Genomic DNA, 26,331 nt, shown 5'->3' on the forward strand with positions numbered 1-26,331 from the left:
CGTTGGCGAGCCGCTGGTCCAGGACTATGTTCCGAACAGGATGAATGTGGACGAACGACGGCCGCGGGTAAGCGTCATCACGCCGGTGCGCAACGGCGCGAAGGACATCGCCGAGCTCCTCGCGTGCTTGGAGCACCAGACCTTGAACCGCGCGGACTTCGAGATCGTGATCGGCGACGACGGCTCTACAGACGGTGGCACGACCGGCATCGAGACGCCGGACGGCCATGTGCGGGTCGCGTTCGGCCCGCCCCGCAACTCCTACGCCACCCGCAACATGGCCGTCGCGGCCTCGCGCGGCGAGGTGCTCGCGTTCTGCGACGCTGACTGCCGGCCCGAGCCGGACTGGCTGGAGCGCGGTCTCGCAGCGCTCGAGGGCACCGACCTTGCCGCCGGACGCTTCCGCTTCACGCTTCCGGAGCGCATCACCGCCTGGACCTTGATCGACATGGACGGCTCGAAGGACCACGAGCATTCCGTGCGGCTGGGCCTCGCCGAAACCGCCAACCTCTTCTGCCTGCGGGCCACGTTCGACCGCCTCGGCGGCCTCGACGGCTCCATCAAGGAGTACGGCGACTACGAGTTCTCCGAGCGTGCCGTCGCGGCCGGCGCCCGTCTGACCTATGCCGGCGACGCCGTCGTCTGGCATCCGACGCGTGACGAGGGCAAGCCGTTGCTGCGCGCTCTGTGGAAGTACAACCGCGGCTACGCGGTCCACGCCGGCCGCGCCGGAACGGTGGCCGACGGCATCAAGCTGCGCGAGTGGGTGCCCGTGGTGCAGACGTACCGCTCGCGGCGTCGCTTCGGCCGCTCCATCGGCCCCGACCGGCGGTGGATGCGCGACAACGACGTCCACCCGTCGCCGGTGCTCACATTGCAGTCGCTGCCGATCCTGTACATCGTCGTCCCGTACCTGCGATGCGCGGCCCAGCTTGCCGGCTGGCTCGAGGGACGCCGGATGCGGGGCACGAGTGGCCCGGTGAGGGTGGCCGATGAACTCGTCGACACCGCCTAGTGCCATGACGCAAGCTTCCGCCACTGCCGGCCGCGGCGTGCGCGTGCTGCACAGCTTCCCGCATCGCCTCGGCGCGGGCCGGATCTGCGACACGGCCTTCTACGAGGTCGCGGGCGCGGCGAACGCCGGCGCCGACGTCACGGTGATGCCTGCCTCGCTCGCCCGAACCGTGCCCGACGGCGTCACCGTCCGCCCGACGCTCGCCCGCGGCTCGGTCCGAGTGCCCTATCGCGTGATCGGGGAGCTTCGGGCGCTGCGCGCGCACGATCACATCGTGGCCCGCCGCCTCGCCCGCTCCCGGCAGCGTCCCGACGTCGTCCACGTCTGGCCGCTCGGCGCGCTGCGGACGCTCGAGGTCGCCAAGCGCCTCGGGATCCCGACCGTGCTCGAGCGCCCCAATACCCACACGCGGTACGCGTACGAGACCGTCCGCGCCGAGTGCGAGCGTCTCGGCGTGCCGCTTCCCGCCGATCACGAGCACGCGTTCAACGAGACGGTGCTGCGGATCGAGGAAGCCGAGTACGACCTCGCCGACCACCTGCTGTGCCCGTCGGACTTCGTCGCCGGGACGTTCGAGCGCGCGGGCTATTCGCCCGACCGGCTCGTGCGGCACCTCTACGGTTACGACCCCGCGGTCTTCACTCCCGGCGAGCCGCCTGCTCCCGGACAACCGCTGCGGATGCTGTACGTCGGTGTGGCTGCGGTCCGCAAGGGACTGCACTTCGCGCTCGAGGCGTGGCTACGGTCCCCCGCGTCGAGTTCCGGCACCTTCACCGTCGCCGGCGATCTGCTCCCCGCCTACGGGGAGAAGCTGAAGGACCAGCTCGCACACCCCAGCGTCCAGGTGCTCGGCCACCGCAGCGACATCCCCGAGCTGATGCGCTTGCACGACGTGCTCGTGCTCCCGAGCATCGAGGAAGGCTCCGCGCTGGTTTGCAACGAGGCGATCGGCAGCGGCTGTGTGCCGCTCGTGTCCGACGCCGCCAGCGGCGTCTGCCATCACGAGGTCAACGCGCTCGTGCATCCCGTGCGCGACGTCGACGCGCTCGCCGCGCACATCACAGCGGTGAACGCCGACCGCGGGCTGCTGCGCGCGCTGCGCGAGCAGGGCCTGGCGCACGCCGCCGACATCACCTGGAGCGCGGCCGGACGGCGTCTCGCTGATATCTACTCGGAGGTCGCTCTTGTCCCCGCTCGCTGATCACAAGGTCGGGCAGCACGCTTCGACGCTGCTCACCTACGGACGCGAGGCGCGCACGCCGCGCGACTTCTGGCGCGTGCTGCGGGTCCGCCTGAGCCAGAGCAAGCTCGGTCCGGTCGTCTGCCGGCGGCCGATCGCGGTGGACGTCAACCTGCGAAGCCTGGGCCGCGTCCGCCTGCGCAGCCACACGTCCGACGTCGTCGTGCTCGGCGAGTTGATCGAAGGCGGCTCCTACGAGCCACTCGCCGCCGCGGCGGGTGAGCCCGTGCGCACGATCGTCGACCTGGGTGCCAACACGGGTCTCGCGGCACGCTGGCTGCTCGGGCGTTTCCCCGGCGCGCGGATCGCAGCCGTGGAGCCTGAGGACGGCAACCTGTCCGTGCTGCGCCGCAATCTCGAGCCGATCGGCTCCGCCGCCCACGTAGTCGGCGCGTGCATCGGCGCCACACCGCGACGCGTCGTGATGGTGGGCGCCCGCGAGGACGGCTTCCGCATGTCCGACGACAGCGACGGCACGACGGACGTGGTGACGATGGAGCACGTGCTCGAGACGCTCGAGGCCGACCGCGTCGATCTGCTGAAGGTCGACATCGAGGGCGCGGAAGAAGAGCTGTTCGACCACTGCGGCGGATGGATCCACCGCGTCGGCGTCGTGTCGGTCGAGTGCCATCACCCGTTCACGGCCGATTCGCTGCTCGAGCGGCTCGAGCGCCACGGCGCTCAGCCCGAGGCGCTGTCGATCGAGCGCACGCCACTTGGATACGACATGGCGCTGGTGCGCATCGGCGCGCGCGTCTGAGCGCTCAGCGCTCGTCCGCGCCGGCGTCGCAGCCCGTCGCCGGCCGGGGCTGACCGTCGATGTCCCGCTCCGGGCACTCGGCGGCGACGAAGCCGTCCAGCGGCCCGCGCGGACCCTTGAGATGCGCGTCGGGTGCTGTCGCGGAGTTGCTGGCGACCAGCGGGTCGAGCGCCGTCGCGGCCACGCCAAGCGTGCGAGCGTCGCGAGCGCACGTGACCGCCCCCCCGTAGAACACCTCGTTCACCGACGTCGGCGGGAGCTCCCATGCGCCGTCGGCTCCGCACGAAGACTGCGCGCTGTTCCCCAGTCGGACATTGCCGGAGAGCGTGACTCCCGGATTGCCCTGGGTGCATCCGCCGCTGCTGTCGAACCCGGCCCCGCCCAGGAACGTGTTGTGGCGGATCACGACGTCGGTCAGGTCAACGCCGCCGTAGAGGTTGCAGTGACCGCTGATGCCGAAGGCGAAGTCCGCGCGGCCGCCACACGGCGGCGATGAGCTGTCGCACGTCGTCGTGAACACGTTGTTCTCGATCACCACGTTCGTGTAGCCGTAGTCGGCCTCGAACGTCCCGCCGCCGTTGGCGTACGTGAAGAAGATGTTCCCGCCGTTGGCGCAGTTGACGAACGTGTTGCCGCGGATGGTCAGGTTCCTCGGGTAGGAGACGTACATGCACTCCCAGTGCGGATCGTTGGAGCCGCCGCCGGTGTATAGCGAGTCGTCGGTTCCGAAGTCGTGGATCAGGTTGCCCTCGACCACGTGTCCCTCGTTGTAACCCGTGCAGGCGCGGTCGGCGCCGAGCGCGAGCCCCGGCTCGCAGTACTCGATCGAGCCGTTGTCGCAGTCGTTGCCGCCGGCGTCTTCGTCGACCGCATCGCACGGGCCGATGTCGTTGTCGCGGATGGTGACGTTGGTCGAGTTCTCGATCTTCCACCCCCCGACGTCGGTGCCCTGCACCGTGACCGACGAGGACTGCCCACCGGCGTTTCCGCCTCCGATCACCTCGAGCGGGTACTGGTTGCGAGGCGAACCGCTGTTCGGGATGGTCGACGTGACGAGCCGCGCGCCCACTCCGTTGCGGGCTCCACCACCGCCGAGATGCACACGCGCGGCGCTCTCGAACATCAGCGCGCCGTTGAGCACCATGGCCTCACCGATCACGACCCACAGCTTGCAGTCCGCGGCGCGCCCGTTGTCGCCGGTCACGTGCTGCTCCGGGTAGGTCCCTCCCTTGATGAGCACCAGGTCGCCCGCCTGGCACACGTCGTTCGCGGCGTCGAGCGAGCCACATGCGGCTGCGTCATCGTATGGTGCGGGCGCCGCCCGCCGCGCGCACGAGCCGCCGCTGGCGTCGACCCAGAGGTTCGCCGCGGTCGTAGCACCCGGGTCCGCGGCGGCCGTCGCCGGCGCCGCACATCCCTCGGCGGCGACTCGCACGGACGTCTTCGGCGACCGGTTCCCAACCGCGTCGACGGCATCGACCTCCAGCAGGTGCGGCGCGCACCGCAGGCCGGTGAGCGTCGTGGCGGCCGTGCTCACGCTGCGTATGTATGCGCCGTCCCGGTACAGGCCGTAGCGCACGACCCGCCGGTCGTCGCTTGAGCGCGTCCAGCGCACGTCGGCGGAGCGGCGATCTGCCCGCGCGATCGAGACTCGGGTCGGCGCGGACGGCGCGCGACGGTCAGCGCCACGTTGGCTCGCCGTCAATGCGCGCGTGAACCGATCCAGTGCGGCGCCGCGGTGATTGCCCACGGGCCGGACCACCAGGTCAAGGTTGGAGCTCTGCTGGGCGGTCCGCACCGCAGCGCGCCAGCGGTGGGCGCTGTAGCCGGTCGAGCGCAAGTCGACGACTCCGGCGACGCGGACGCCGTCACGCCCACGCAACCGGCGGAACGCCGCGGTGCTGCCCGCGTGCACGAGGATGAGATCAACCGCACCGCGCTCGGCCAATATCCCGGCGTTGCTAACCGACGTGGCGCGCACTCCACAGCGCAGGCCGGGAGCAGTGGCCTTGTCTGCCGTGCAGACGGCGCTGGCTTCGGCACTGACCGGCGCGATCACCGGCAGGCGCCATCGTCGGGCGCGCTTGACGAGCCGTACTTGTTCCTGCGCCGTCAAGCGACCGGGCGGGACGATCAGGGTCATCCCGACCGCCCGCATGCCTGCTGCGCGCTTGCCGTCGAGCGCCTGCAACGTCTCCCCATCCACCTCAACGCCCCAGAGCTGTGGCATTGCCTTCGGCGCCGTTGGAAGCGAGGCCGGAGTGACCGGCGCGGTGGCGGCGACGCGGGTTCCGAGGAACATCAAGCAGGCCGCGGCCAGAACGATCCGGCCGAGGACCCCGAGACGGCTCCGGCGAGGTTTCATCGCGTGGCGGTCGCGGTCGTCGGACGCCGGCGCGGCCATGACGAAACCGTAGCGCCGCCCGGCCGCCGGACCCCAGCCAGAGGTCCAGCAAATCCGTCTGGCGACCCACCGTTGTGGGCCGCCAGACGTGTGCTCGCTAGCGCTCGTCGGCGCCGGCGTCGCAGCCGGTCGCCGGCCGCGGCTGTCCGTCGATGTCGGTGGCCGGGCAGCTCGTGGCCACGAATGCGTCGAACGGGCCCGTCGAGCCCTTCAGGTGAGGATCAGGCGCAGTGTTGGAGTTCGACATCACGTGCGGGTCGATCGCCGCCTCGGCGGACCCGAGCGTCTGCGGGTTGGAGCCGCACGTCACGGCGCCGCCGTAGAACGTCTCGCGCAGCTGGCTGGGCTGTGCCGGCCAGGCGCCATTGGCGCCGCAGGCGTTGGCGTAGTTGCGCCCGAGGCGGACGTTGCCGCTCAGGGTCACGCCCGGGTTGCCCTGCGTGCAGCCGCCGCTGATGTCAAAGCCCGACCCGCCCAAGAACGAGTTGTTCCGGATAACGACATTGCTCAGGTCCGTTCCGCCGTAGATGTTGCAGTGGCCGGAAATACCGAACGCGAAATCCAGCCGCCCACCACACGGCGCCGACGAGTTGTTGCACGTCTTGGTGAACACGTTGTTCTCGATCGTCAACCCCGTATACCCGTAATCAGCCGTAAAGCCGCCGCCCGCGTTGGAATACGTAAAGAAGATGTTCCCGCCGTTCGCGCAATTGACGAACGTGTTCCCACGAATCGTCAGATTCCGCGGATACGAGACATACATGCACTCCCAATGCGGATCATTCGACCCCCCGCCACCAAAAAACGAGTCATCAGCACCGAAATCGTGCACCAAATTGCCCTCGACCACATGCCCCTCGTTGTACTGCGTGCAATGCGCAAACCCCGCCTCGCAGTACTCAATCGACCCGTTATCGCAATTCCCACCGCCACCATCGCTATCGATCGTGTCACACGGACCGATGTCATTGTTGCGATACGTCACATTGTTGCTGTTGTCAATCTGCCAACCACCGAAATCAGCACCCTGCAACGTCACAAACTTCGAACCACCCGAAGCGTAGGCACCGTACTGATTGCGCTCAGAGCCACTCCCCGAAATCGTCGTGGTCACCAACCGGGCGCCGACACCATTGCGCGCACCGCCACCGTCGAGGACGAGCCGCGATGCGCCGGAGAACCCCAGGTTCCCAGAAACGCGGGCCGTCTCGCCCGTGATGACCTGCATCGTGCAGTTCGCGGAGCGTGAGTTGCCGCCGCTGAGAGTCTGTGCGCCGTAAGACCCGCCCTTGATGAGCACGATGTCGCCGTCGCGGCACGCGTCGTTGGCTGCGTCGAACGAACCGCACGCCGTGCCGTCGTTGTAGGCGGCGAGCGAGGCCTGTCGCGTGCACGAGCCGCCGTTGGGATCGACCCACAGGTTCGCGCTGTTCCCACCGACCGGCGGCGGCGAGACCGTCGGCGTGGCCGTCACGGTCGGCGTGGCCGTCACGGTCGGCGTAGCCGTCACGGTCGGCGTAGCCGTCACGGTCGGCGTAGCCGTGACCGTCGGCGCAGCCGTCGCGGTGGGCGTGGCCGTGACCGTGGGCGTGGCGGTGGCCGTAGCGGTCGGGGTCGGGGTCGGGCATGCGCTCGTGAGCGTGGTGCCCGCAGCCTCGGCGCGATTGGACGCATTCCCGGCCGCGTCATAGGCCTCGAGCGCGAACGTGTATGACGTCGCGCAACTCAATCCTGAGAACGTGTAAGACAGCGACGTCGTCGTCCCTACCGCGACGCCGTTGCGATACAGGCGATAGCCCGCCACGCCGCGATCATCAGTCGACGCGTTCCAACGCAAGCCGACCGTCGTCTGGGTCACGCCGTTCCACGCCATCCCCTGTGGGACGCTCGGCGCCCGCGTGTCCGGCGCGACGGTGGGCGTCGGTGTCGGCGTCGGGCATGCGCTTGTGCTCGTCGTGCCCGTGGCCTCGGCCCGGTTGGACACGTTGCCAGCGGCGTCGTAGGCCTCGAGCGCGATCGTGTACCGCGTGGCGCAGGACAAGCCGGAGAAGGTGTACGACAGCGACGACGTCGTCCCGACCGCCACGCCGTTGCGGAACAAGCGGTAGCCGGCGACGCCCGTGTTGTCCGAGGACGCGTTCCAGGCGAGGCCGATCGTGTTGGGAGTCGTCCCGGTCCAACGCATGCCCTGCGGAACGGACGGACGTTGCGTGTCGGCGGCCAACGTGCTCACCCCTCCGGAGGACGCGTCGGCCTCGGGAGCAAGCGTCGATGCGCAACCGGTCGGCGCGGCCGTCACCAGCGCCTGCGCCGACCGATTTCCCGCGGCGTCCATGGCGTCGATCGCGAGCTGATGCGTGGCGCAGCTGAGGTTCTTGAACACGGTCGACGTGCTCTGCGTGCTGCCGACGTAGCGGCCGTCGACGTAGAGCCCGTAGCCCGTGACCTTGGTGTTGTCGGTCGCGCGCGACCACTTCACCGAGACGGAGTTGAGCGCCGTGGAGGTGACACGCGCAGCGCCCGTCAGGCGCGGCGGCGTCCGGTCGGTGCTGGCGCTTGACGCGGTGACCGCGCTGAGATGGCGCGCGAGCGTGGCCTCGGCGCCCACTCCGGTCGGCTTGATCACGAGGTCCAGCACCGGGCTCTGGCGAGCGACGGCGACCGCCTTTCGCCACGAGGCAGCCGAAGTCGCGCGCTTGAGCTCAAGCACGCCGGCCACGCGGGTCGGCCCATTCGCGAGGCGCTCGAACGCGGCAAGGTTGCTCGCGTCCACGAACGTCATCGTGCGGGCATCAGAGCGCGCGATCCCGCGCACGCCCCACTTGGAGGCCGCAACAGCGAGCTTGCGCTCGTCCGCCGCGGTGAGCGACGAAGCGGCGACAAGAGTCAAGCCGCGCTTACGGAACTCTCGCCCCTCCGCGCGCGTAAGCGATGCCAGCGTGGACGCGTCCACCTCGACGCCCCAGGGTTGAGAAGAGGCCACTTGCGCAGTGCGCGCCGCGGCGTTCGCTTGGCCGACCGTCAAGGCAAGCGAACTGACGAGAACTGCGAATCCCAAAGCCAGCCACAGCTGGCGACGACCAATGCGGAGAGGTTCGCACATGGCGTTTCTTCTCGGCTCCCTTTGAGAATGGCTTGACCGAACCACTCCCCAGATGGGGTGTGGGCCCTAGGCGCCTCGCCACGGGCACACGCGAAGACGCGCGCCCCCGGCGAGGACACCGCCAAGGCATCCGCGAGCACCCCTGTCGCCGATGGCCCTGGTCCGACCGATGTGAACTTTGTGGTCCCCCCGACGCTTATCCGCTGGCTCGACGCGGGTTCCGTGCCGGTATGGAACGCCCGGTTTGTGCCCCCCGTACCGGACCGGCAAACCCAGTACGGGGCCAAACCTCACAAGAAGATGACAACCCTGTTCAACCCCGATCCGGTCGTTAGAATTCCCCGAATCAGGACTATCTGCGCCGCTAGGCGGCGAGCGACGGGCCGGGCACGGTACGGTCCTGTCCATGCCGCCGATAGACGTCGTCGTGGTCTCGTACAACAGCGCGGACGAGCTGCGCGCCTGCGTGGAACCGTTGACGAGGATCGATGGCGTCCACGTCTACGTGGTCGACAGCAACTCGAGCGATGACAGTCTCCAGACCGTGGCCGACCTGCCGGTGACGACCATCGCGCTGGAGGTGAACCGCGGGTTCGGCTTCGGCTGCAACGCCGGCGCGCGTGCCGGGAGCGCGCCGTACGTGCTGCTCCTGAACCCTGATGCGACGATCGACGGTGAGTCGCTGACGCGCATGGTCGCCGTCGCCGAAGGCGACGCGCGGATCGGCGCTGTCGCACCGCGCATCATCGAGCCTGACGGCACGCTCGACTGGTCACAACGCCGCTTCCCACGGCTGCGCTCCACGTACGCGCAGGCGTTGTTTCTGCATCGTTTCTTCCCCTTGGCGCCGTGGACAGATGAGCTCGTCCGCGATCCGGCGGCATACGCGTCACCCGCCTCGCCCGAATGGGCGTCCGGCGCCTGCCTGCTCGTCCGCCGGTCCGCCTATGAACGGCTGGGCGGACTCGACGACGGGTTCTTCCTCTACTGCGAGGACATGGATCTGTGTCGCCGGCTGCGCGATGCCGGGCTCGACATACGATTCGAGCCGGCGGCGGTGTGCGTGCACCAGGGCGGGATGTCCGCGCCCCGCGCCGCGCTACTTCCCGTGCTGGCGGCCAGCCGCGTCCGGTACGCGCAACTTCATCGATCCGCCCAGGTCGCTTTCTTGGAGCGGCTCGGAGTGGTACTGGGCGGACTATCCCACGCGCTGGTCACGCGCGGCGGCGGCGAGGCTAGGCGCGGCAACCTGCGCGCCGTCCGACGCGCGCTGTCCCCGCGACCGCGGATGGGCGTCGACTGAGCTGCGGCGTCGGCTTCGCGGGCGTTCATCCGGGCCGCGGCCGCGAGGCCGAGGATCAGGAACAGCACGAACGTCACCTGAGAAAAGCCGAGCGCGTCGAACGTCACCGACCCCACCGCGTAGGCAGTCACCGATGCCGTCACTGCGACCTGCAGCCATCCCGCGGGTGAGTCGTCGTACTTGGACCCGCGTCCGAACCGCCTCGCCACGCGGGTGAACAGCAGCAGCCACGCGACGAGGCCGAAGTAGCCCACCTCGTATGTGGTGCCAAGCCATTGGTTGTCCAAGATGCACGCGTTCGAGGACGGTCCGGAGATGACGCGTGTACCGTACCCGTAGCCCAGGAACGGCTTCTTGGCGACCTCAGCCAGTGTCGGACCGATGTCTGCGACGCGCCCCGAGGAGGCGCAGTCGCCTGCGAGGGCGCTCTGTTGGCCCACGAGCCCGCCTTCAGGGAAAAACGACTCCTTCAAGGAGCCCAAGGTTCCGGGCATCGCGATCTGTGTCACGAGGATCACCGGCAGCAGCAGCGGCCACATCCGCTTCATCTCGGCCGTGCGCAGCCAGAAGAAGACGATCAACAGCGTGAGCAGCATCATGATCCCGGTGCGCGAGACCGTCGAAAGCACTCCGAGCGTGATTGCGGCCACGGCGAAGTACCACTTCGAGCTGCTGACGCGGGTGACGTAGACGCCCAACGGAATCAGCATCACCAAGACCGCGCTCAGAGCGATCGGATGCTCCGCCGGGCCTACGGTACGCGTCGCGCTGCCGCGGCCCAGGCCCGACTCGAAGCTTGGATCACCGACCAGGATCGGGATCACCTTGTCCACGTACGCGAACGGTGAGAACCCAGTGCGCGACTCGACAATCGCCAACAAGCCGATGATCGCTCCGCCCATCACCAGCGTCTTCGCGAGCAGATCGATCGCGGACTGCGTGCGGACGACGCTGACGACGACGTAGAAGACGACCATGAAGCTCGCCAGGAACGTGACCGCTTTCAGCACCTCAGACTGCAGCGGGCCGGCCCGCTCAGGGTTGGTCAGCACCGAGCCGACGACCACGAGCAAGATGCACGCGAGCGTGCCGTCGATGCCACTCTTACGGACGCGCACGCGCGAATCGACCAGCAGTGCCCCGAGCCAGCCCGCGACGATGAGCGCGACCAGAAGCCGATAGGGCTCGAGCGAGATTCCCGCGTCGCCCGGGAACTTGTACCGGCGCAGCGGGATGAACAGGATCACCAGCACCAGGACCATGAGCACCCGGTCCCAGGGCAGGAACGGGCGCCTAACCACAAGGGCGCCCGCGAGCAGCACCGTGCCCACGGCGCCGCCCAGGATCGCAGTCTTCATATTGCCGGCCCCACCGACCCCGCCGACCAGGCACGCCAACGCGACCATGACCAGCGCGATGCCGGCCCGTCGCTCAACGGCCGTCGGCTCCGACGGACCGGACTGAGCTAGTGCAGCCATGACTCAGGCTGCGACCTGGTGACGCTCCCGCTCCGCCCAGTGTTCCTCCGTCGGCGCGTCGCCCTGACGCGGCGCCGGAGGGCCCTTGCGCTTGGACCGCGGGCGCAGGTTCTCGAGCGCGAACGCGAGCGCGAGGAAGCCGATGTTGATCAGCAGGAAGAGGAAGATCGGACGCACCATGGAACGCTTCTCGAACAGCTCGGGATTGGTGGCCTTCTGCGTGACGACCACCTCCACGCGCTTGTCCTTCGGGATGTTGCTTGCAGCTTGCTGACGATCCAGGAACTCCCGGAACGCCTTGCTCGAGCGCATGGCCACATCCATCGCGGACTCGGGCGTCGGGCCGAGGCCCTTCATCGTGATCAGCGGCAGCGTGGAGTTGGTCCCAGGCGGCTGGACGACCATCGGGACGACCGATTCACCGGGCTTGGAGTTCTTCATGACCTCCGCCTGCACCTCGTCGCTCTTGGCGAGTTCTGCGTAAAGCCCCGCGAGGCCGGAGTAGCGGCCCGGATCTCCGTACTTCGGGATCAGAATCGGGTCGTCGGTGCCGGAGTCGACCTGGATCATGTCGTCGAGGATCGCGCGGCCCCACGGGAAGCCGGCCTGGGTGATCAATAGCGTCGAAGCGCTGGCCCAGACTTCCTGCTCCCGGTAGGTCAACGTGGGCTTGCCGCCCTCGACACTGATCCGCGCCGAGGACATGACCGCGACAAACGTCGCGAGCATGAACCCAATGACGAGCACCACCTTGAAGCGCCACGCCACGGAAAGGAAACGTGCGAGGTCCACGGGCTCAGCTCACCGTCCCGCGCGAAGACAGGTACAGCGCCGCGGCGCCAGTCCGGTTGCGCACTCCCAGCTTGTGGAAGATCGAGCTCAGGTGAAACTTGACGGCGTGCACGGTGACACCGAGTCCCGCGGCGATCTGGGCGTTCGTCTCGCCGTGCGCGGTGCGATGAAGCACTTCGCGCTCTCGGACCGTCAAGCGCGCCAAGCTGGAGTTGTCCACATCCATGAGGCGACTGTAGACCGGCTCCCGCCTTCTCGTATCCGCCGTTGGACCAGCCCCTGGACCCCAACCTAGCCGTTCCGCTAGGTGCGGTCCTCGTCGTTTCCCCGAAGACGCCGGAGGCCTGCAGACATAGCCTGGGCGCAATGGGTCAGGAGCTATCGAGCAGCGTCATCCGGCGACGCGCCAAGAGCGGCATCTTCTTCGTCGGCTCGTGGGGCGTGATGAACCTGATCGTGGGATTCGGCGGCAACATCGTGCTCGCGCGACTCCTCGAGCCGCGCGATTTCGGCATCGTCGCCATCGGCGCCACGCTGATGATGTTCACGACGTCTATCGCGGACGGCGGGCTCGGCAGCGGGTTGATCCGGCGCGAGCACGACCCGGACAAGCCGGAGCTCCGCGCCACGCTCGCGCTGCAGCTCACGCTCACGAGCACGCTCGCGGTGCTCGCCGCCGCCATCGGCTGGTTGGTCGGCGGCGCCGGGCTCGTCGTGGCGATGATGATGCTGGCGCTGCCCGTCGCGGCGTTCCAGACGCCCGGCCGCGTCGTCCTCTCGCGTGCGATGCGCTTCAAGGCCCTCTCCACCACGGAGGCGGTCTGCAACCTCCTCTACTACGTGTGGTCCATCGGGCTCGTGGTGTTCTTCGACGCGGGTGTCTGGGCGCTGGCCTCGGCAGTCGTGATCCGCGCGCTGACCCTTGCCGTGGGCATCACCGCCGTCGCGCGCCACGGGGTGCTCATCCCCTCGTTCAGCGCTGCCTCCAGGCTGCGTCCGGTGATCGCGTTCGGACTGCGCTTCCAGGGCGTGAGCCTGGCGGGCATGCTGCGTGAGCAGGGCCTGAACGCCGGCATCGCCGCCATCGCGGGCGTCGGCACGCTCGGCTTTTGGACGCTCACGAAGCGCCTGCTCGAGCTGCCGGCCCTGATGTTCGAGCCCTTGCACCGCGTGTCGTTCCCACTGCTCTCGCGCGTCCTTGCCGACAAGCAGGATCCGGCGCGCATGCTCGACCGCGGTGTTGCGGTCGCCAGTACCGCCTCCGGTGTGGTGCTCGTCGGTATGGCCTGCTCGGCACAGGAGCTCGTCCCGTTCGTCTTCGGCGAGCAGTGGCGAGCAGTCGGGGAGATCATCCCTTGGATCTGCGGTTCGCTGCTGGTAGCGGGTCCGCTCTCGGTCGTCGCCGTGGGCTTCCTGTACGCCAGCGACGCCCCTCACGTCGTGCTGTGGTCGACGGTCATCCATACCGCCGTCCTGTTCGCGGTCGCGTTCCCGCTGCTCGACGTCGTCGGCCCGGCTGCCATCGGGGTCGGGTCGCTCGCGGGCGCGATCGTTGATGCCGCAATCATGGCGCGTGCGATCAGCCAGCGGTCGTCGGCACGTCCCCTCGACGGCCTCCTGCCGACGGTAGCGGTCGCGGTGGTCGCGGCGGCGGCCGGGCTTGCGGTTTCGGCCTGGGCGGGGAACGGCGTCTTGGCCGGCATCGCGGCCGGAGCCACCGGTGCGATGGTGTACCTCGTCGTCATGGCGATCGTGCGGCGCGCGGTCGTGACCGACACGCTGCGCCTGATCGGCGACGCGGTCCGCTCCGGGCTTACGAAGGAGACCCCGCTCGCCGCGGGCGAGGCGAGCTAGAGCTAGCCGCCCGAGCGACCACTGCGTCGTATAGCGCCGACAGCTCGTTGATCAGGCGCTCGCTGGAACAGCGGGCCACGACGTCAGGGTCGGGCACGGCCGATGCCTTCCCAGCGCGCCAGCGATCGATCTCCGCCTCCAAGTGCGCGGCGATGGCGGCGGTGTCGGAGGGCCGGCTCAGGCGCGCCGCGCCGGACGCCTCCAGCAGGTCGCGCGCGTCACCGTCGGGAACGGCCGCGAGAATCGGGCGGCCCGCCGCGAGATACTCGTAGGTCTTGTGCGGGATCAACCCGGTGCGACGGCCCGGCGGCAGGTCGTACAGCGGCAGGAAGAGCAGGTCGGCGGTCCGCATCAGCTCAAGCGTCCCGGCGTGCGGGACGAAGTCCCTGAGGGTCACGAACGGGTAGCGCGAGGCGACCTCACGATCGGGGCCGGTGAAGACGCCCGCGAGCACCACCTCGACGCTGCGCGTGAGCTGCGGCCGGCGTGCGAGCAGGGCTGCCATCGCTTCGAGCAGGTAAATGTGCGAGCGCGTGAGAAAGTCGACCCCGGGCGCGCCGCCGCCGAGCGCGCGCCGGAGGCGGGACGCGTTGCGCTGCTCGAGTCCGAGCTCGGTGTGCAGTGAGCCTGCGTGCAGGATCCGGAAGCGAGCATCGTCGCGCGGCGTCACGGGACCCGCGAAGTCCGTCGGGTCGAACGCGTTCGGGATTGCGACCACGCGCTCGGGATCCAGACCCGGGAAGGCGTTCAGGACGCGCACGCGCGCCTCGGGCGCGTTCATCACCACCGCATCCGCTGCGGCCAGCATTCGACCCATCTCCCGCACCTCCAGCCGGCGGTGCCAGCGGGTCGTGTAGACCAGCATGTCGTCCAACGCCCACGGATCCTCGAAATCCATGACGAGCGGCAGGCCGAGCCGCCGCGCGATTCGGATCGCGGTGCTCGCTGTGTAATAGGGCGCGACCGACGCGTGAACGAGGTCCGCGTCACGGCCGACCTTCGCGGCCAGCTCGGGCGCCTCGGCGTTCCACCACCGCTCCCACCGTGCCGGCCGACGCAGCCAGCGCTCGAATCTGGCCTCCCAGGCGTTGCCGTGCGGCGGCTCGGTGGTCGGCAACCGATGGATCTCGGCTTGCACCCGCGCGTCCGACAGCGCGTCGTCGGCGGGCATCCAGCGGTACTCCACCGTTCCCGGCCCAGTCACCACGATCGGGCGAACGCCGGCCGCGGGCAGGTGCCGGGCCAGCTGCAGGTTGCGCTGCACGCCCGCCCCACCACTAGGCGGGAACCGGTGGGCAAGCATCAACACAGAGTGGCGCGGATCGCTCGAAGGCGCCGACGATTGCGGCATGGACGGCAGCCTACCCTCGGCCGACGCGGCGCTCAGGTCTCGCTCACGGGTGTCGCCACGTGCCGGCTCGGCGCGCGCGGCGCCCGCGCGGCAGTCTCGAGCACGTGCTCGAACTCGGCGGTTACGCCGTCCCACGAGAAGTGCTTGGCGGCACGTGCGCGTCCCGCCGCGCCAAGCGCCGCCCGGCGCGCCGGATCGTCGACCAGCGCGACGATGGCCGCGGCCAGCCCGTCGACGTCGCCGCGCTCGACGAACAGCCCCGTCTCCCCCTCGACCACGCTTTCGTTGGCCCCGCCCACTGGCGAGGAGATCACGGGGAGGCCGGCGGCCATGGCCTCGACCGGCGGGATGCCCATCGACTCGAAGTAAGACGGGAAGACGAACAGGTCGGCGGCGGCGTAGTGGCGCGCCGTCTCGCTGTGGTCGATCCTCCCCACGAACTGGGTCCGCTCGGCCAGCGCCTTCGACATGCGATCCTTGATCTGCTCCAGATAGCTTGAGCCATAGAAGCGCTCCAGGTCCCGGATCACCGGATCGGACGAGATCCCTACTGCCCACTCGATCGGGATCACGGACTCCTCCCCGACAAGGACGAGCCGCACCTGCGGGTGGTCGGGAAGCACCTGGTTGAGCGCGTCAAAGAGCACGTGGTGGCCCTTCTCGGGTGAAATTCGGCCGACGTGGAGCAGCGTGACGGTTCCGTCCGCCTCGCGCGGTGCCGGCTCGGGACCGATCTCCACGCCGTTGGACACTGTGTGGCACCGGTCGGCGAGATCCGGGAAGCGCTCGCGAATGGGTTCGGTGATGTGCCGGCTCACGCCGAGGATCGCGTCGGCGTGCCGCAAGCGGCGCGCGACCAGGCGACGGTCGAGTTGGATCAGCCACTCGCAATGCATGTGAAGCACGAGCCGTATGTCTGGGTTCAGGCGCCGGATCACGGGAAGCGCCTGCGTCAGGTTGGCGACGTGGACGACGTCATAGCCCTCGCGGCGAATGTCGGACGCGACGCGCAGCCAGTAGAGCAGCGAGTTCAGCGGGGACGCGAAAAAGCCCTTGTCCGCCGGCCGCAACCGGTGCAGCGGACGGAACACGCGTCCGAGCTTGGCGTCGGCGCCGTGCCGGATGAAGCGGTAGCGGATTCCGGCGTCGGTGGCGTCCTCGCGACCCGGGGCGGAGGAGCCGTACACCGTCACGGCGTGCCGCTCGGCCAGCCGCCGAGCGACCTCATGCGTGCAGATCTCGACCGAGCCGGCGGGCGGGAGCACGGCGTAGCCGGGATGACTGACGAACGCGATCTTCACGGAACGTGGCTCACCCGAGCGGGGCGACCTGCGTGACGGTGGCGTTCCCGAACGTGGCGTCCGCCTCGTGCGCGAGCAGCACCGCCGAGCCTGAACGCTGCCCGGTCGTGCCCGGCCAATCCGGGATGTCCGTCTGTAGATCCCAGGCCGCCGGCTCGGACTGGTCCGCACGCCAGACCTTGCAGCTGTAGCGCGTCAGGCCTGCCGACAGCCCTTGCTGGCGGAACCGCATGACGTACTGCACGCCGTGAGCCATTGAGAAGTCCTTCGACGCCAGTGTCGTGTCGTCCACCGGACCCGGGCTGTACCCGATCTGGAGCTTGAAGGGCATCGGCTCCGACCCGCCGCGCGCGTACAGGCACAGGCCGCCGCCGGGATGGCCGTGGCGCGGTTGGCCCCAGGCATTGTGACCTTGCCACCCGACCGCGAGGCCAACGGCGGCGCCCTGCGATGTGGTCGGATCGAACGAGTTGATCGTGATCGGTGCTCGCACGTCGTAGTTGATCCAGTTGATGTCGCCGATCAGCAGCGCTCGGTCGAAGCCCGTCGTGAGCGGACGGACACCGCCGGCCTCGTATCGCCACTGCCCCTCGAGCACCTGCGCCTGCTGAGCGATCGACGCGTTCGAAGTCCAGTTGGTCGTGTACGGACGCGACCAGGTGCGGCGGGAGCCGAAGTCGTAGCGCCAGAAGAACTCGCTCTTCTTGACGAACGCCCGCATGTAGCCGCAGTTGACGTGGTACTCCTGGGGGTTCGTGCAGTCGATCTGCGACTCGTGCTCGCTGATCGCTTGCCACTTCTTGTTGGTCGCCTCCGAGGTCGTTTGCATGCTCGCGGGAACGGTGACGATCTCGTTCGGGTCGCCCATCGGGCCCCAACTCGCCTGCGTCTGCGACGTGTCGCAGGGGAACGCCGGCGGGGCGCTGAAGTCGATGGTCGGCGTGAAGCGCGCGAACGGGTTGTTGTTGGCCAGCGCCGGGTTGGGCCAGCGCGCCGACGAGAGCGCCATGCAGTCGCGGTCTCCAGCCGGGTGCTGGATCGTCATGTGCACGCGGGCGGGCGTGTTCCCGCGGCGCACGGCCGCGAGAAGCTGCTTGCCGATCTCCGAGTGGTCGGGGTGACCGTCGAAGATCGCATGCGTGTAAATGTCGCTCGCACCCGTGAGCGCCAGCAACGAGTCGAGGTCCGCGCGCAATGCCTGCGCCGTGAACTGCGAGTGCGTGCCACTCAGCTTGTGGCGGAAGTCGCCGTTGCAGGTGGTGACGCTGGCGTCGAAGTCCTCGGCGTAGGTACGCTGCACACCGGTCTGGCTGTTGGTGATCGGCGTGTCCGCGGAGGCGACGTCCATGATGCGCCCGCCCGGATATCCGAGGAACATGAGCTCGGTCGTGCTCAGGCTCGACGTCCACGTCAGCCCGAGCACAGTCATCGCGGCGCGAGCCTCCGCGTCGCGCATCAAGCCGTAGCGCGCGGCCGGGGCCGCGTCCGCCGGAGCCCCGCAGTCGTTGACCGCGCCGGCCACGCCACCGCCCTCGCCGTTGGTGACCATCGCGACATAGACCCGGCGGCCCTGCGACTTGGCGCGATCGATGATCCCCGCCATGCCGAGGGTCTCGTCGTCCGGATGTGCGACGAGCACGAGCACCGGCCCGGTAGCCGAGGGCGCCGAGCCCGCACCCTGACCCGCCCAGTTCACGACGACCGTGCGAGTGGTGACCCGGCCCCCGGCGTCGGTGGCGCGCAGCGTGACGTAGTTGGCGCCGGGGATGAGCTCGGCGATGTTGACCTCGTAGTTGAAGTCGCCCGCACGCTGGACGCGCCAGCCGTCTGGCACGGTGCCGAGGGTCTCCCAACCACCGCCGTTGAGCGAGCCCTGCAGCGACTGAAGGCCGTCTGGGTCGGACGCGTTGCCATTGATGTTGACCCAGGTCTGCGGGATGCCGACGGCGCCGAAAGTTTGTGTGTCGCCGTTCCAGACGTCGATGTCGGGCCCACCGGTCGCGGTGCACGCGGCGGTCGTGAGTGAGGACTCACCCGAGGTGGCCAGGTTGCCGTTGGCGTCCGCGGACTTGACTCGAATCGTGTAGGTCGACGCGCAGGCAAGCCCGGTGACCGCGACGCTGTGCCGCGTTTCGAGTGGCTCGCTGCCGGATCGTGTCTGCCACGCGCCACTCCCCTGGCGATACTCGACAACCGAGCTCGACGGCTCGTTCGTCGTCCACGTGACCTGAGCCTGCCGGCTCAGCGGTCGCGAGCCGATCTGCGTGATGGCGGGCGGCGTGCGATCCGTGATCTCGTGGAAAAAATCGATCTGACTCTGGAAGGCCGGTTTGCTGCCGCCGTTGCCCACGTACGGGCCGATCGCCGAGACGGCCATCGTGTGGTTGAAGCCGTGCGAGCGCCAGCCTTCGCCGTCGTTGGAGTAGCTCAGCGTCCACTGGTTGCCCACGCGCCGGACCTTCAGGTACGCGGGCGCGCCGCTCGGGACGATGCTCGAATGCAGGATCTCGGCGTTGGCGCCGTTGATCGCGGCGATGAACATGCGCGTCGAGCCGCCGTCGGAGTAGGTCTCCAGACGCAGGAGCTTGGTGGCCGACTCCTCCACCACGATGCCCTGCTGCTGGGTCGTGACGCCGACGCCGGTGTTGAACTTGGTGACGACCTCGAAGTCGCCGTTGGGCGCGGCCTGCAGCAGACGGGGCACCGAGTTCACGTTGGCCCACAGATCGTGGGCCTGCCCCGCGGGCACCGAAAGCAGCGCCGCTCCGGCACCGACCGAGACGGACGAATCACCCAGCGGGTCGACGAACGCCCACTTGGACATGTCCAGCGCGGTGGTGTTGAACTCGTCGGATTCGAGCAGCGTCGGGCACGGCGCGCTCGTGAAGGTCTTGTCCGCCCCGTTGGTGGCGTTGCCGGACGGGTCGACCGAGCGTACGCGGTAGTGGTAAAGCGTGTTGCACTTGAGCCCGTGCAGGACCACGGTGTGGTCGGACACTTCGGACGGGCCCGCGACGATGCCGCCGGCGTAGCTCGTCGTCTCACCGTAGGCGACCTCGGAGCTCGACGCCTCGTCCGTCGTCCACTGAATGCGTGCCGCCGAGCCGGCGCCCGCCGTGGCAGTCACGCTGGGAGCGGCAATCACCGGCGGCGTGCGGTCGGGCGGTGTGTAGTGGAACCAGTCCACGCGAGCCTGAAAGAACGGCGCGAACGAGCCGCTGTTGCCGAACAGCAGGCCAACCGCGGTGACGGTCATCGCACGCGTGAAGGTCGTGCTGCGCGTCCACACGGTGCCATTCGGCGAGTAGGAAAGCGTCCACTGGTCGCCAGACCGCCGTAGCCGCAGATAGACGGGCGCGCCGTCGGTGACCGTCATCGAGTTGCCGACCACGGAGGCGATGCCGTTCGCGATCGACGCGGCGAACAGGTTCGTGTTCGGGCCCTCGGCGTGGACCTCGAGCCGCAGCAGGTCGTTCGCGTCCTGTTGGACGACGAAGCCCTGCATCTGGTAGGTCATCTGAACGGCCGAGTCGAACTTCGCCGTCATCTCGAAGTTGTCGTCCGGCGCGGGCTGCAACAGGCGCGCGAGCGTGTCGGAGCCTGTCCAGATGTCGTGCTGGATGCCCGCCGCGAGGTCGACGACGGCCTGGCCACCGCTCTCGGCCAACGTCACTCCACCGACCGGGTTGGTCAGCGTCCAGCGGTTGTCGATCGAGGTGTCGTTGAACTCGTCGCTCTGCGTCATCACCGGACACGCGGCCGTCGTCAGCGTGCGGTTCGCGCCCGAGGCGGTGTTGTTGGACGCGTCCTTGGACCGCACCTGATACTGGTAGGTCGTACCGCACGCCAGCCCGTGGACGACGACGCTGTGGTTGGTCACCAGGCCGTCGTTTGCGACCTTCGCATTCCCATAGGCCGTCGTGGCGCCGTAGGCAACCTCGGACGTCGACGGTTCGTCGGTGGTCCACGTCACGGTGGCGTCGATGGTGCGAGCGCTGTGGGCGACGTTGCTGAGGACGGGCGCGGTCGTATCGGGCAGGACCTCGCGGAAGGAGTCGATCTGGCCGGCGAAGGACGGGCCGTTGCTGTTGCCGACCAGCGGACCCATACGGTTGACCGTCAACGCGAGCGTGAACGGCTCGGTCGTCGTCCAACTCTCACCATCGCGCGAGTACCGGACCCGCCAGACGTCGCCCTGCCGCACGACGCGCACGTACTGTGGCGCCCCTCCGGTGACCGTGGAGTGATGACGGACCTCAGAAGCGCCGTTGGCGATCGTCGCCACGAACAGACGCGTCCCGCCGCCATCGTGATGCACCTCCGCGCGGACGAGATCGTTCGAGTCCTGTTCGACGATGATGCCCTGCATCTGGAAGCCGCTGCCAACGGCCGTATTGAATTTGGCCTCGACCTCGAAGTCGCGGTTCGGCACATTCTGGCGCAGACCCGTGCTTGTGTTCACGTTGCCCCACACGTCGTGCGTGCTGTTGGCGGGCAGCGACACAGTGGCCTGGCCACCGCCGACGCTCACGCTCGCGTCACCCGCCGGGTTGACAAACGTCCACACGGTCGTGTTGAGCGTGGTACCGGGGAACTCGTCGGCGACGATGGTGCCCTGGGCGGCGGCGCTTGCAGGGGCGGCGGCGGCAATCCCGAGTGCCGCGCACGCCAGCCATCGAGCCGAACGACCGGAAACTGAGCGGGGGAAATGTCTGAAGGCGAACACGATAGTTCCGGCAACTGTCCCGCAAGCGGGCGCGCGAAGCCACCCCCTAACGTCGAGGATGAGCTCCGGGGAGAGAAGAAGGCGCCTAGGCGGCCTGGAAGGCGAGCGCGCGGCGCTCGGCGATGACGTCGGCGACGATCTGGTCGAGATCGCGCTCAGGAGCCCAGCCGATGGCGTGGCGAATCTTGTCGATCGCCGGCTCGCGGTGAAGCATGTCCTCGATGCCTTCGCCGTAGACGCGGTCGTACGGCACGAAGTTGAACTCGGTGTCGATCCCGACTGCCGCACAGATGCGCTCCGCGAGGCCGAGGATCGTGGTCTTGTTCTTGGAGCCGACGTTGTAGATCTCGCCACGCGTCTGCGGCGTCTCCATGAGACCACGGAGGGCGCGGACGACATCGGCCACGTGGCAGAAGCAGCGGGTCTGCTCGCCGTTGCCGTGAATGTCGATCACTTCGCCGTCGAGCGCCCGTTGAATGAAGCTCGGGACGACCATCCCGTACTGGCCGGTCTGACGCGGCCCGACGGTGTTGAAGAGGCGAGCGATCACGAAATCGAGGTTCTGCTCGGCGCCGTACGCCAGCGCGAGGAATTCATCCATCGCCTTCGAGTCGGCGTACGCCCAGCGGCGTTGGGTGGTCGGGCCGTACACGCGGCGGTCGTTCTCGTGAAGCGCGCGCTCCTTGCGGTGGTCGCCGTAGACCTCGCTCGTGGAGGCGATCAGCACCCGCTTGTTGAAGCGGTTGCACTTGTCCAGAACGACCTCGGTGCCACGGATGTTCGTGACGATCGTGTGCACCGGCTGCTCGACGATCAGCCGCACACCGACGACGGCCGCCAGGTGGTACACGACGTCGCACTTGTGCACGAGCTCGTTGACGACCGCCTCCGAGAGGACTGAGTCGACCACGAGATGGAAATCGCGGCGGTCGAGCAGGTGGCTGATGTTGCTCAGCGAGCCGGTCGACAGGTCATCGAGGACGTAGACCTCCCAACCATCGGCGAGCAGCGACTCGGCGAGATGGGAACCGATGAAGCCGGCACCGCCGGTGATGAGCGCCTTGCGGCTGGTTGGGATGGATCGCATATCGATGACGATTGTCCGACCCCGCTCCCAACTCGACCACCGACAACAGTCCAGGTTTTCATCCCGCCGCGCCCCATCTCCCTACCAGGCTGTACGCGCTCGCTCTCCGGCCTAGCCTTTTGGGTCGCGTACGTCCGCAGGCACCAACTTACTGTCGCCTGCATGACTCGATTTGCGATCGTCGGACTCGGCTACTGGGGCCCAAATCTCGTCCGCAACCTGCACGAGCTTCCCGACGCCGAGCTCGTGACGGTCTGCGACCTGAGGCCCGAAGCGCTCGAATCCATCCAGCGACGCTACCCCGCCGTCGGCACCACCCAGGACTTCCAGGACGTCGTCGGCGACGACAGCATCGATGCGGTCGTGATCTCGACGCCGGTCTCCACGCATCACCGACTCGCCGCTGCCGCGCTGTCTGCCGGCAAGCACGTCTTCGTCGAGAAGCCGCTGGCCGCCTCCTCGGCCGAGGCGCTCGACCTAGTCGAGATCGCCGACCGCAACAACGTCGTGCTCATGCCCGGACACACGTTCCTCTACAGCCCGCCGGTGATGCTGATCCGCGACCTGATCCGGTCGGGCGAGCTCGGGGAGATCTACTTCATCTCCACGAGCCGCGTGAACCTTGGGCTCCACCAGCCCGACGTCAGTGTCGCCTGGGATCTGGGTCCGCACGACTTCTCGATCCTGCGCTACTGGCTCGGCGAGACGCCCTGTCACGCGAGCGCGCTCGCCCGCGGCTGCGTGATCCCGAACACGCCCGACGTCGCGTTCATCAACCTCGAGTTCCCCTCCGGAACGGTCGCGCACGTGGAGCTGTCCTGGCTCGCACCCAGCAAGCTGCGCCGGACCACGGTCGTCGGCTCGCAGAAGATGGTCGTCTACGACGACACGAGCTCCGAACCGGTTCGCATCTTCGACTCAGGCGCGGTGCTCCCGAACCCCGAGACGTTCGGCGAATACAAGCTGACCTACCGCACGGGTGACATCGTGTCTCCACGCGTCGACGCCGCGGAGCCGCTCTTCCGTGAGCTCGAGGACTTCCAAAACGCGATCAAGACGGGCTCCACGCCCCGGTCCTCCGCGCACTTGGGTGTCGAGGTGGTGCGCATGATCGAGGCCGTCGATTCCTCGCTGGACTCCGCTGGCTCGCGCGTCTCGATCGGCGCCAGCGCGCCGCACGCCGCGGCCGCGTAGGCCCGCAAACGTTCAGGAAGCGAGGCAAGCCGGACGAATGGCTCGGCTTCATGCCGCGTCGGACGCTGGCCTTGCGGCGCGATTCCGGCGTGAACACATCCAGGCGACACCGCGAACGCACGAGCGGTCCGCAGCCATCAGCAGGTTACGAGCCGGTTGAGCAGCGCTCGGAGCCGGCGTCGGTTCCCGCGTCCCGCAGCGGGGCGGGTGACCGGAGGCCCGGCGCGTGGCGCGCTGGCGCACGCGACCGAGGCGTCATAACCACAGCTCTCGAAGTTCCCCGTAGATCAGATGGTCAGAGCTCTCGACAAGTGCGCGGATCCGGATGATCTGCATAACGCGACGGCGCCCTGAGTCCTGACTCTCCCGCCGACCGTTTGCGTCAGCCGCGATGGCGCCGCTTGACAGATGGGATGCCGGGCCGAGTAGATTCGCTGTAGGCACGATGCCGCCCCGACCCAGACTGATGATGGACCCGCAAGGACGACGAGTGGACCACTGGCGCGCCTCCTTGGACGCGATCGAAGCCCTGCGCGCCGAGCTGGCGAGCCCGGAGGGCACCGGCACGGACGCGTTGATGGCGCAGGTCACGAACGCGAAATCCTCGAGCTTCGTTTGTCTGCTCGACGCTGACGGGGCGGTGCTCGACGCTAACCCGGCGGCACTGATCGCCGGTGGGCTGGAGCGGACCGAGGTCGTCGGTTTGCCGCTATGGGCGGCGCCGTGGTGGACGGGCACCGGCGCGGACACCCTGCGCATGCTCAAGGAGTCCCTGCGGTCCGCGACCCGCGGGCGATTTGTGCGGTTCGATATTGACATTCGGCTCGCCGGGGCAGAAGTCGCCGCCGAGACCCTCGATCTGATGCTGCGACCGCTGCGCGGGCGGGACGGCATCGTCGCATTCATCGTCGCCGAAGGCCGCTCGATCGGCGATCGCAAGCGGATCGAGCAGCGACTCGCGCGCAACAACTCCGAGCTGTCAGCGCTGACGGAACGCCTGGCGCGGGTGCACAACTACCGCGAGCGTCTTCTCGGCGAGCTGTCGCACGACCTGCGCGCTCCGTTGCAAGTCGTCGTCACGCGCGCCGAACAGGTGCTGCGCTCCCAACCCGACGACGAGTTGCGCAGTCAGGTAGCCGGCATGCGGTTCGCCGCCCTGGACGCGCTCGAGCAGGTCAACGACATGCTCGAGCAGGTCAAGGCCGACCACGGGGAAGCGCGCCTGACGCTCGTCGACGCCGACCTCGCGCAGGCGCTGCGGACGGTCGTCGAGCAGTTCCAGCCCCTGGTGGCCGACCGAGGGCTGGAACTGATCGTCGACGCGCCGGAGATGGTGCCGGCGCGCTTCGACATCGAGCGAGTGAGCCGCGTCATCTCGAACCTGCTCGCGAACTCCATCCGGCACACTCCACCCGAGGGGGTGATTCGCTGCACCCTGCGTGCGGGAGACGCCGCGGCCGCCCTGGAGATTGCCGATTCGGGGCCGGGCGTGCCGCCGGATCAGCGTGAGAAGGTCTTCGGTCCCTACTCGTCCGGCGGCAACGGGGACGGCCGCTCCGGCGGTGCGGGAGCCGGGCTCGGTCTCGCGATCGTCAGCGAGTTCGTCGAGCTTCACGGCGGGGACGTGTCCTTGGGCGACGCGCCTGAAGGCGGAGCTCTATTCGTCGTCACGCTGCCGTTGAGCCCTCCGCACGGCTCCGCCTCGCCCGCGACACTGAGCCAGCACGTCGCGGCGGCGCAACGCACGCAATACGTGCGTGCCCACCTCGAGGCCGAGCTCGCGGGCGCTCCGAAGCAAACCGCGGTTCCGACCGTCGTGATCGTGGAGCGTGTCCCCGGACGCGCCGAGGAGATAGTGACGGGCATCGGCGAGGACGCCGTGACGTGCGTCGCCGCCGACGCCGAAGAGGCACTGACCGTCGCGGTGGAGCTGCGTCCGAGCGCAGTCGTGGTAGGCACCGCGACCGGTGACTACTCCCCGCCCTGGTTGCTGCGGCGGCTCGCTTCGGACCCACGACTGCTCAGTGCGCGCCGCATTGCGCTGGCCGGCGAGCGCGAGCAGGACCCGACGCCCGAGGCACTGCTCGCAGCCGGCGCTCAGGTCGTCTTGCCGGCCGCGGCTGCACAGGAGCTCGGCGGGCGCCTGCTGGCCGCGCTCGGGCGCTCCGGCTGACGCCGGGCGAGGAGCGCGAGCGCCGGCGCGAACAGCAGCCAGCCCGCCAGCTCGGTGCCTTCCTTGAACGCTATCAGCGCTTGAAAGCGCCACAGATCAAGCCGTTGACGACTTTCCGGCCACCACCCCAGCTCGGCGCCCGCGAGCACGACGACATGCACTGCGAGCGATACGAACAGCAGGCTGAGGCCAACTCGCACCGCCGAGTCTCGGCCGGCGATACGCAGGCCTCCAATAGCCAAGGCCAGCATCAGCGGTGCGAACACCAGCGGCCACGCGGGCACGGACTCGTGTAGCCGCGTCACGTTGTCCACAAGTAGGACGCTCGCGACAACGGCGATCACCCCCCACGCGCGTCGACGTGTACGTTGTACTGCGAGATAGCCCGCGCCCGCAGCGAGTGCGAAGCCGAGCGTCGCCACCACGTGCGAATAGCTGTACTCCATGGCGGAGTCCAGGACGTAGATCGGCGGGTCGAACATGGCGAAGTTGACCAGATGGATGGCCGACTCCGCCCCGATGATCACCGCGGCGAAACGCAGATGACGCA

General features: G+C 68.7%; 16 protein-coding genes and 1 pseudogene. 7 read left to right on the forward strand and 10 right to left on the reverse strand.

Translation table 11 applies throughout. The annotated features are described in order from the left end of the window. The first annotated feature begins 40 nt into the window (after positions 1-40). The 3 genes from OJ962_RS12770 to OJ962_RS12780 are packed head-to-tail and all read left to right on the forward strand — an operon-like array spanning position 41 to position 3,015. The gene (locus tag OJ962_RS12770) at positions 41-1,015 is read left to right on the forward strand and encodes a glycosyltransferase family 2 protein (protein WP_238932455.1); all 975 of its coding nucleotides are present in this window, start codon (positions 41-43) and stop codon (positions 1,013-1,015) included. A 4-nt stretch (positions 1,016-1,019) separates the two neighbouring features. Continuing rightward, a complete protein-coding gene (locus OJ962_RS12775) occupies positions 1,020-2,216 on the forward strand; it encodes a glycosyltransferase family 4 protein (RefSeq protein ID WP_202957869.1) in 1,197 nt (398 codons plus the stop codon). Beyond that, complete coding sequence (locus OJ962_RS12780) at positions 2,200-3,015, forward strand: FkbM family methyltransferase (RefSeq protein ID WP_202957868.1); 816 nt, start codon at positions 2,200-2,202, stop codon at positions 3,013-3,015. Before OJ962_RS12775 ends, OJ962_RS12780 begins: the two co-directional genes overlap by 17 nt. 4 nt (positions 3,016-3,019) lie before the next feature. Here the strand turns inward: OJ962_RS12780 and OJ962_RS12785 are convergent, their stop codons facing one another. Beyond that, positions 3,020-5,419, reverse strand: a complete 2,400-nt coding sequence (locus OJ962_RS12785) for a polysaccharide lyase domain-containing protein (RefSeq protein WP_202957867.1) — start codon at positions 5,417-5,419, stop codon at positions 3,020-3,022. Positions 5,420-5,516: 97 nt separating this feature from the next. After that, a complete protein-coding gene (locus OJ962_RS12790; RefSeq protein ID WP_202957866.1) occupies positions 5,517-8,522 on the reverse strand; it encodes a fibronectin type III domain-containing protein in 3,006 nt (1,001 codons plus the stop codon). A gap of 406 nt (positions 8,523-8,928) precedes the next feature. On the opposite strand from OJ962_RS12790, the pseudogene OJ962_RS12795 reads away from it, so the two are divergent. Then, positions 8,929-9,597: pseudogene (locus OJ962_RS12795) on the forward strand (glycosyltransferase family 2 protein); the annotation flags it as partial. A 68-nt stretch (positions 9,598-9,665) separates the two neighbouring features. Here the strand turns inward: OJ962_RS12795 and OJ962_RS12800 are convergent. From OJ962_RS12800 to OJ962_RS12810, 3 genes are read right to left on the reverse strand one after another with little or no spacing between them, the layout of a single operon-like run. Beyond that, complete coding sequence (locus OJ962_RS12800) at positions 9,666-11,303, reverse strand: O-antigen ligase family protein (protein WP_202957865.1); 1,638 nt, start codon at positions 11,301-11,303, stop codon at positions 9,666-9,668. Positions 11,304-11,306: 3 nt separating this feature from the next. Continuing rightward, positions 11,307-12,071, reverse strand: coding sequence for a hypothetical protein (locus OJ962_RS12805; RefSeq protein ID WP_270006378.1), 765 nt, complete (start codon positions 12,069-12,071; stop codon positions 11,307-11,309). Between the two features lie 28 nt (positions 12,072-12,099). Further along, positions 12,100-12,291 carry a response regulator transcription factor gene (locus OJ962_RS12810; RefSeq protein ID WP_270006379.1) on the reverse strand — a complete coding sequence of 64 codons (192 nt, stop codon included), beginning with the start codon at positions 12,289-12,291 and terminating at the stop codon, positions 12,100-12,102. A 71-nt stretch (positions 12,292-12,362) separates the two neighbouring features. Here OJ962_RS12810 and OJ962_RS12815 point away from each other — a divergent pair, with 71 nt between their 5' ends. Beyond that, positions 12,363-13,949 carry an oligosaccharide flippase family protein gene (locus OJ962_RS12815; RefSeq protein WP_270006380.1) on the forward strand — a complete coding sequence of 529 codons (1,587 nt, stop codon included), beginning with the start codon at positions 12,363-12,365 and terminating at the stop codon, positions 13,947-13,949. Here OJ962_RS12815 and OJ962_RS12820 read toward each other — a convergent pair. From OJ962_RS12820 to OJ962_RS12835, 4 genes are all read right to left on the reverse strand, one after another. Further along, the gene (locus OJ962_RS12820; protein ID WP_202957861.1) at positions 13,909-15,252 is read right to left on the reverse strand and encodes a glycosyltransferase; all 1,344 of its coding nucleotides are present in this window, start codon (positions 15,250-15,252) and stop codon (positions 13,909-13,911) included. The two genes, OJ962_RS12815 and OJ962_RS12820, sit on opposite strands and share 41 nt — an antisense overlap. A gap of 80 nt (positions 15,253-15,332) precedes the next feature. Then, positions 15,333-16,601 (reverse strand): glycosyltransferase family 4 protein, encoded by a 1,269-nt coding sequence (locus tag OJ962_RS12825; RefSeq protein ID WP_202957860.1) that lies wholly within the window; start codon positions 16,599-16,601, stop codon positions 15,333-15,335. Positions 16,602-16,611: 10 nt separating this feature from the next. Then, positions 16,612-21,327 (reverse strand): DUF1349 domain-containing protein, encoded by a 4,716-nt coding sequence (locus OJ962_RS12830; protein WP_202957859.1) that lies wholly within the window; start codon positions 21,325-21,327, stop codon positions 16,612-16,614. 85 nt (positions 21,328-21,412) lie between these two features. Continuing rightward, the gene (locus OJ962_RS12835) at positions 21,413-22,414 is read right to left on the reverse strand and encodes an NAD-dependent epimerase/dehydratase family protein (protein ID WP_202957858.1); all 1,002 of its coding nucleotides are present in this window, start codon (positions 22,412-22,414) and stop codon (positions 21,413-21,415) included. Positions 22,415-22,576: 162 nt separating this feature from the next. Between OJ962_RS12835 and OJ962_RS12840 the strand changes: the two genes are divergently transcribed. Then, positions 22,577-23,608: a Gfo/Idh/MocA family protein gene (locus OJ962_RS12840; RefSeq protein ID WP_202957857.1), complete on the forward strand. Its 1,032-nt coding sequence runs from the start codon at positions 22,577-22,579 to the stop codon at positions 23,606-23,608. Between the two features lie 511 nt (positions 23,609-24,119). Then, positions 24,120-25,781 (forward strand): PAS domain-containing sensor histidine kinase, encoded by a 1,662-nt coding sequence (locus OJ962_RS12845; protein WP_202957856.1) that lies wholly within the window; start codon positions 24,120-24,122, stop codon positions 25,779-25,781. On the opposite strand, the gene OJ962_RS12850 is transcribed toward OJ962_RS12845, so the two are convergent. Next, entirely contained in the window at positions 25,706-26,308 is a 603-nt protein-coding gene (locus OJ962_RS12850) for a hypothetical protein (protein ID WP_202957855.1), read from the reverse strand. The genes OJ962_RS12845 and OJ962_RS12850 overlap by 76 nt on opposite strands. Between the last annotated feature and the right edge of the window lie 23 nt (positions 26,309-26,331).

Source organism: Solirubrobacter deserti (assembly GCF_027587175.1).
GTDB classification, from domain to species: Bacteria; Actinomycetota; Thermoleophilia; order Solirubrobacterales; family Solirubrobacteraceae; genus Solirubrobacter; species Solirubrobacter deserti.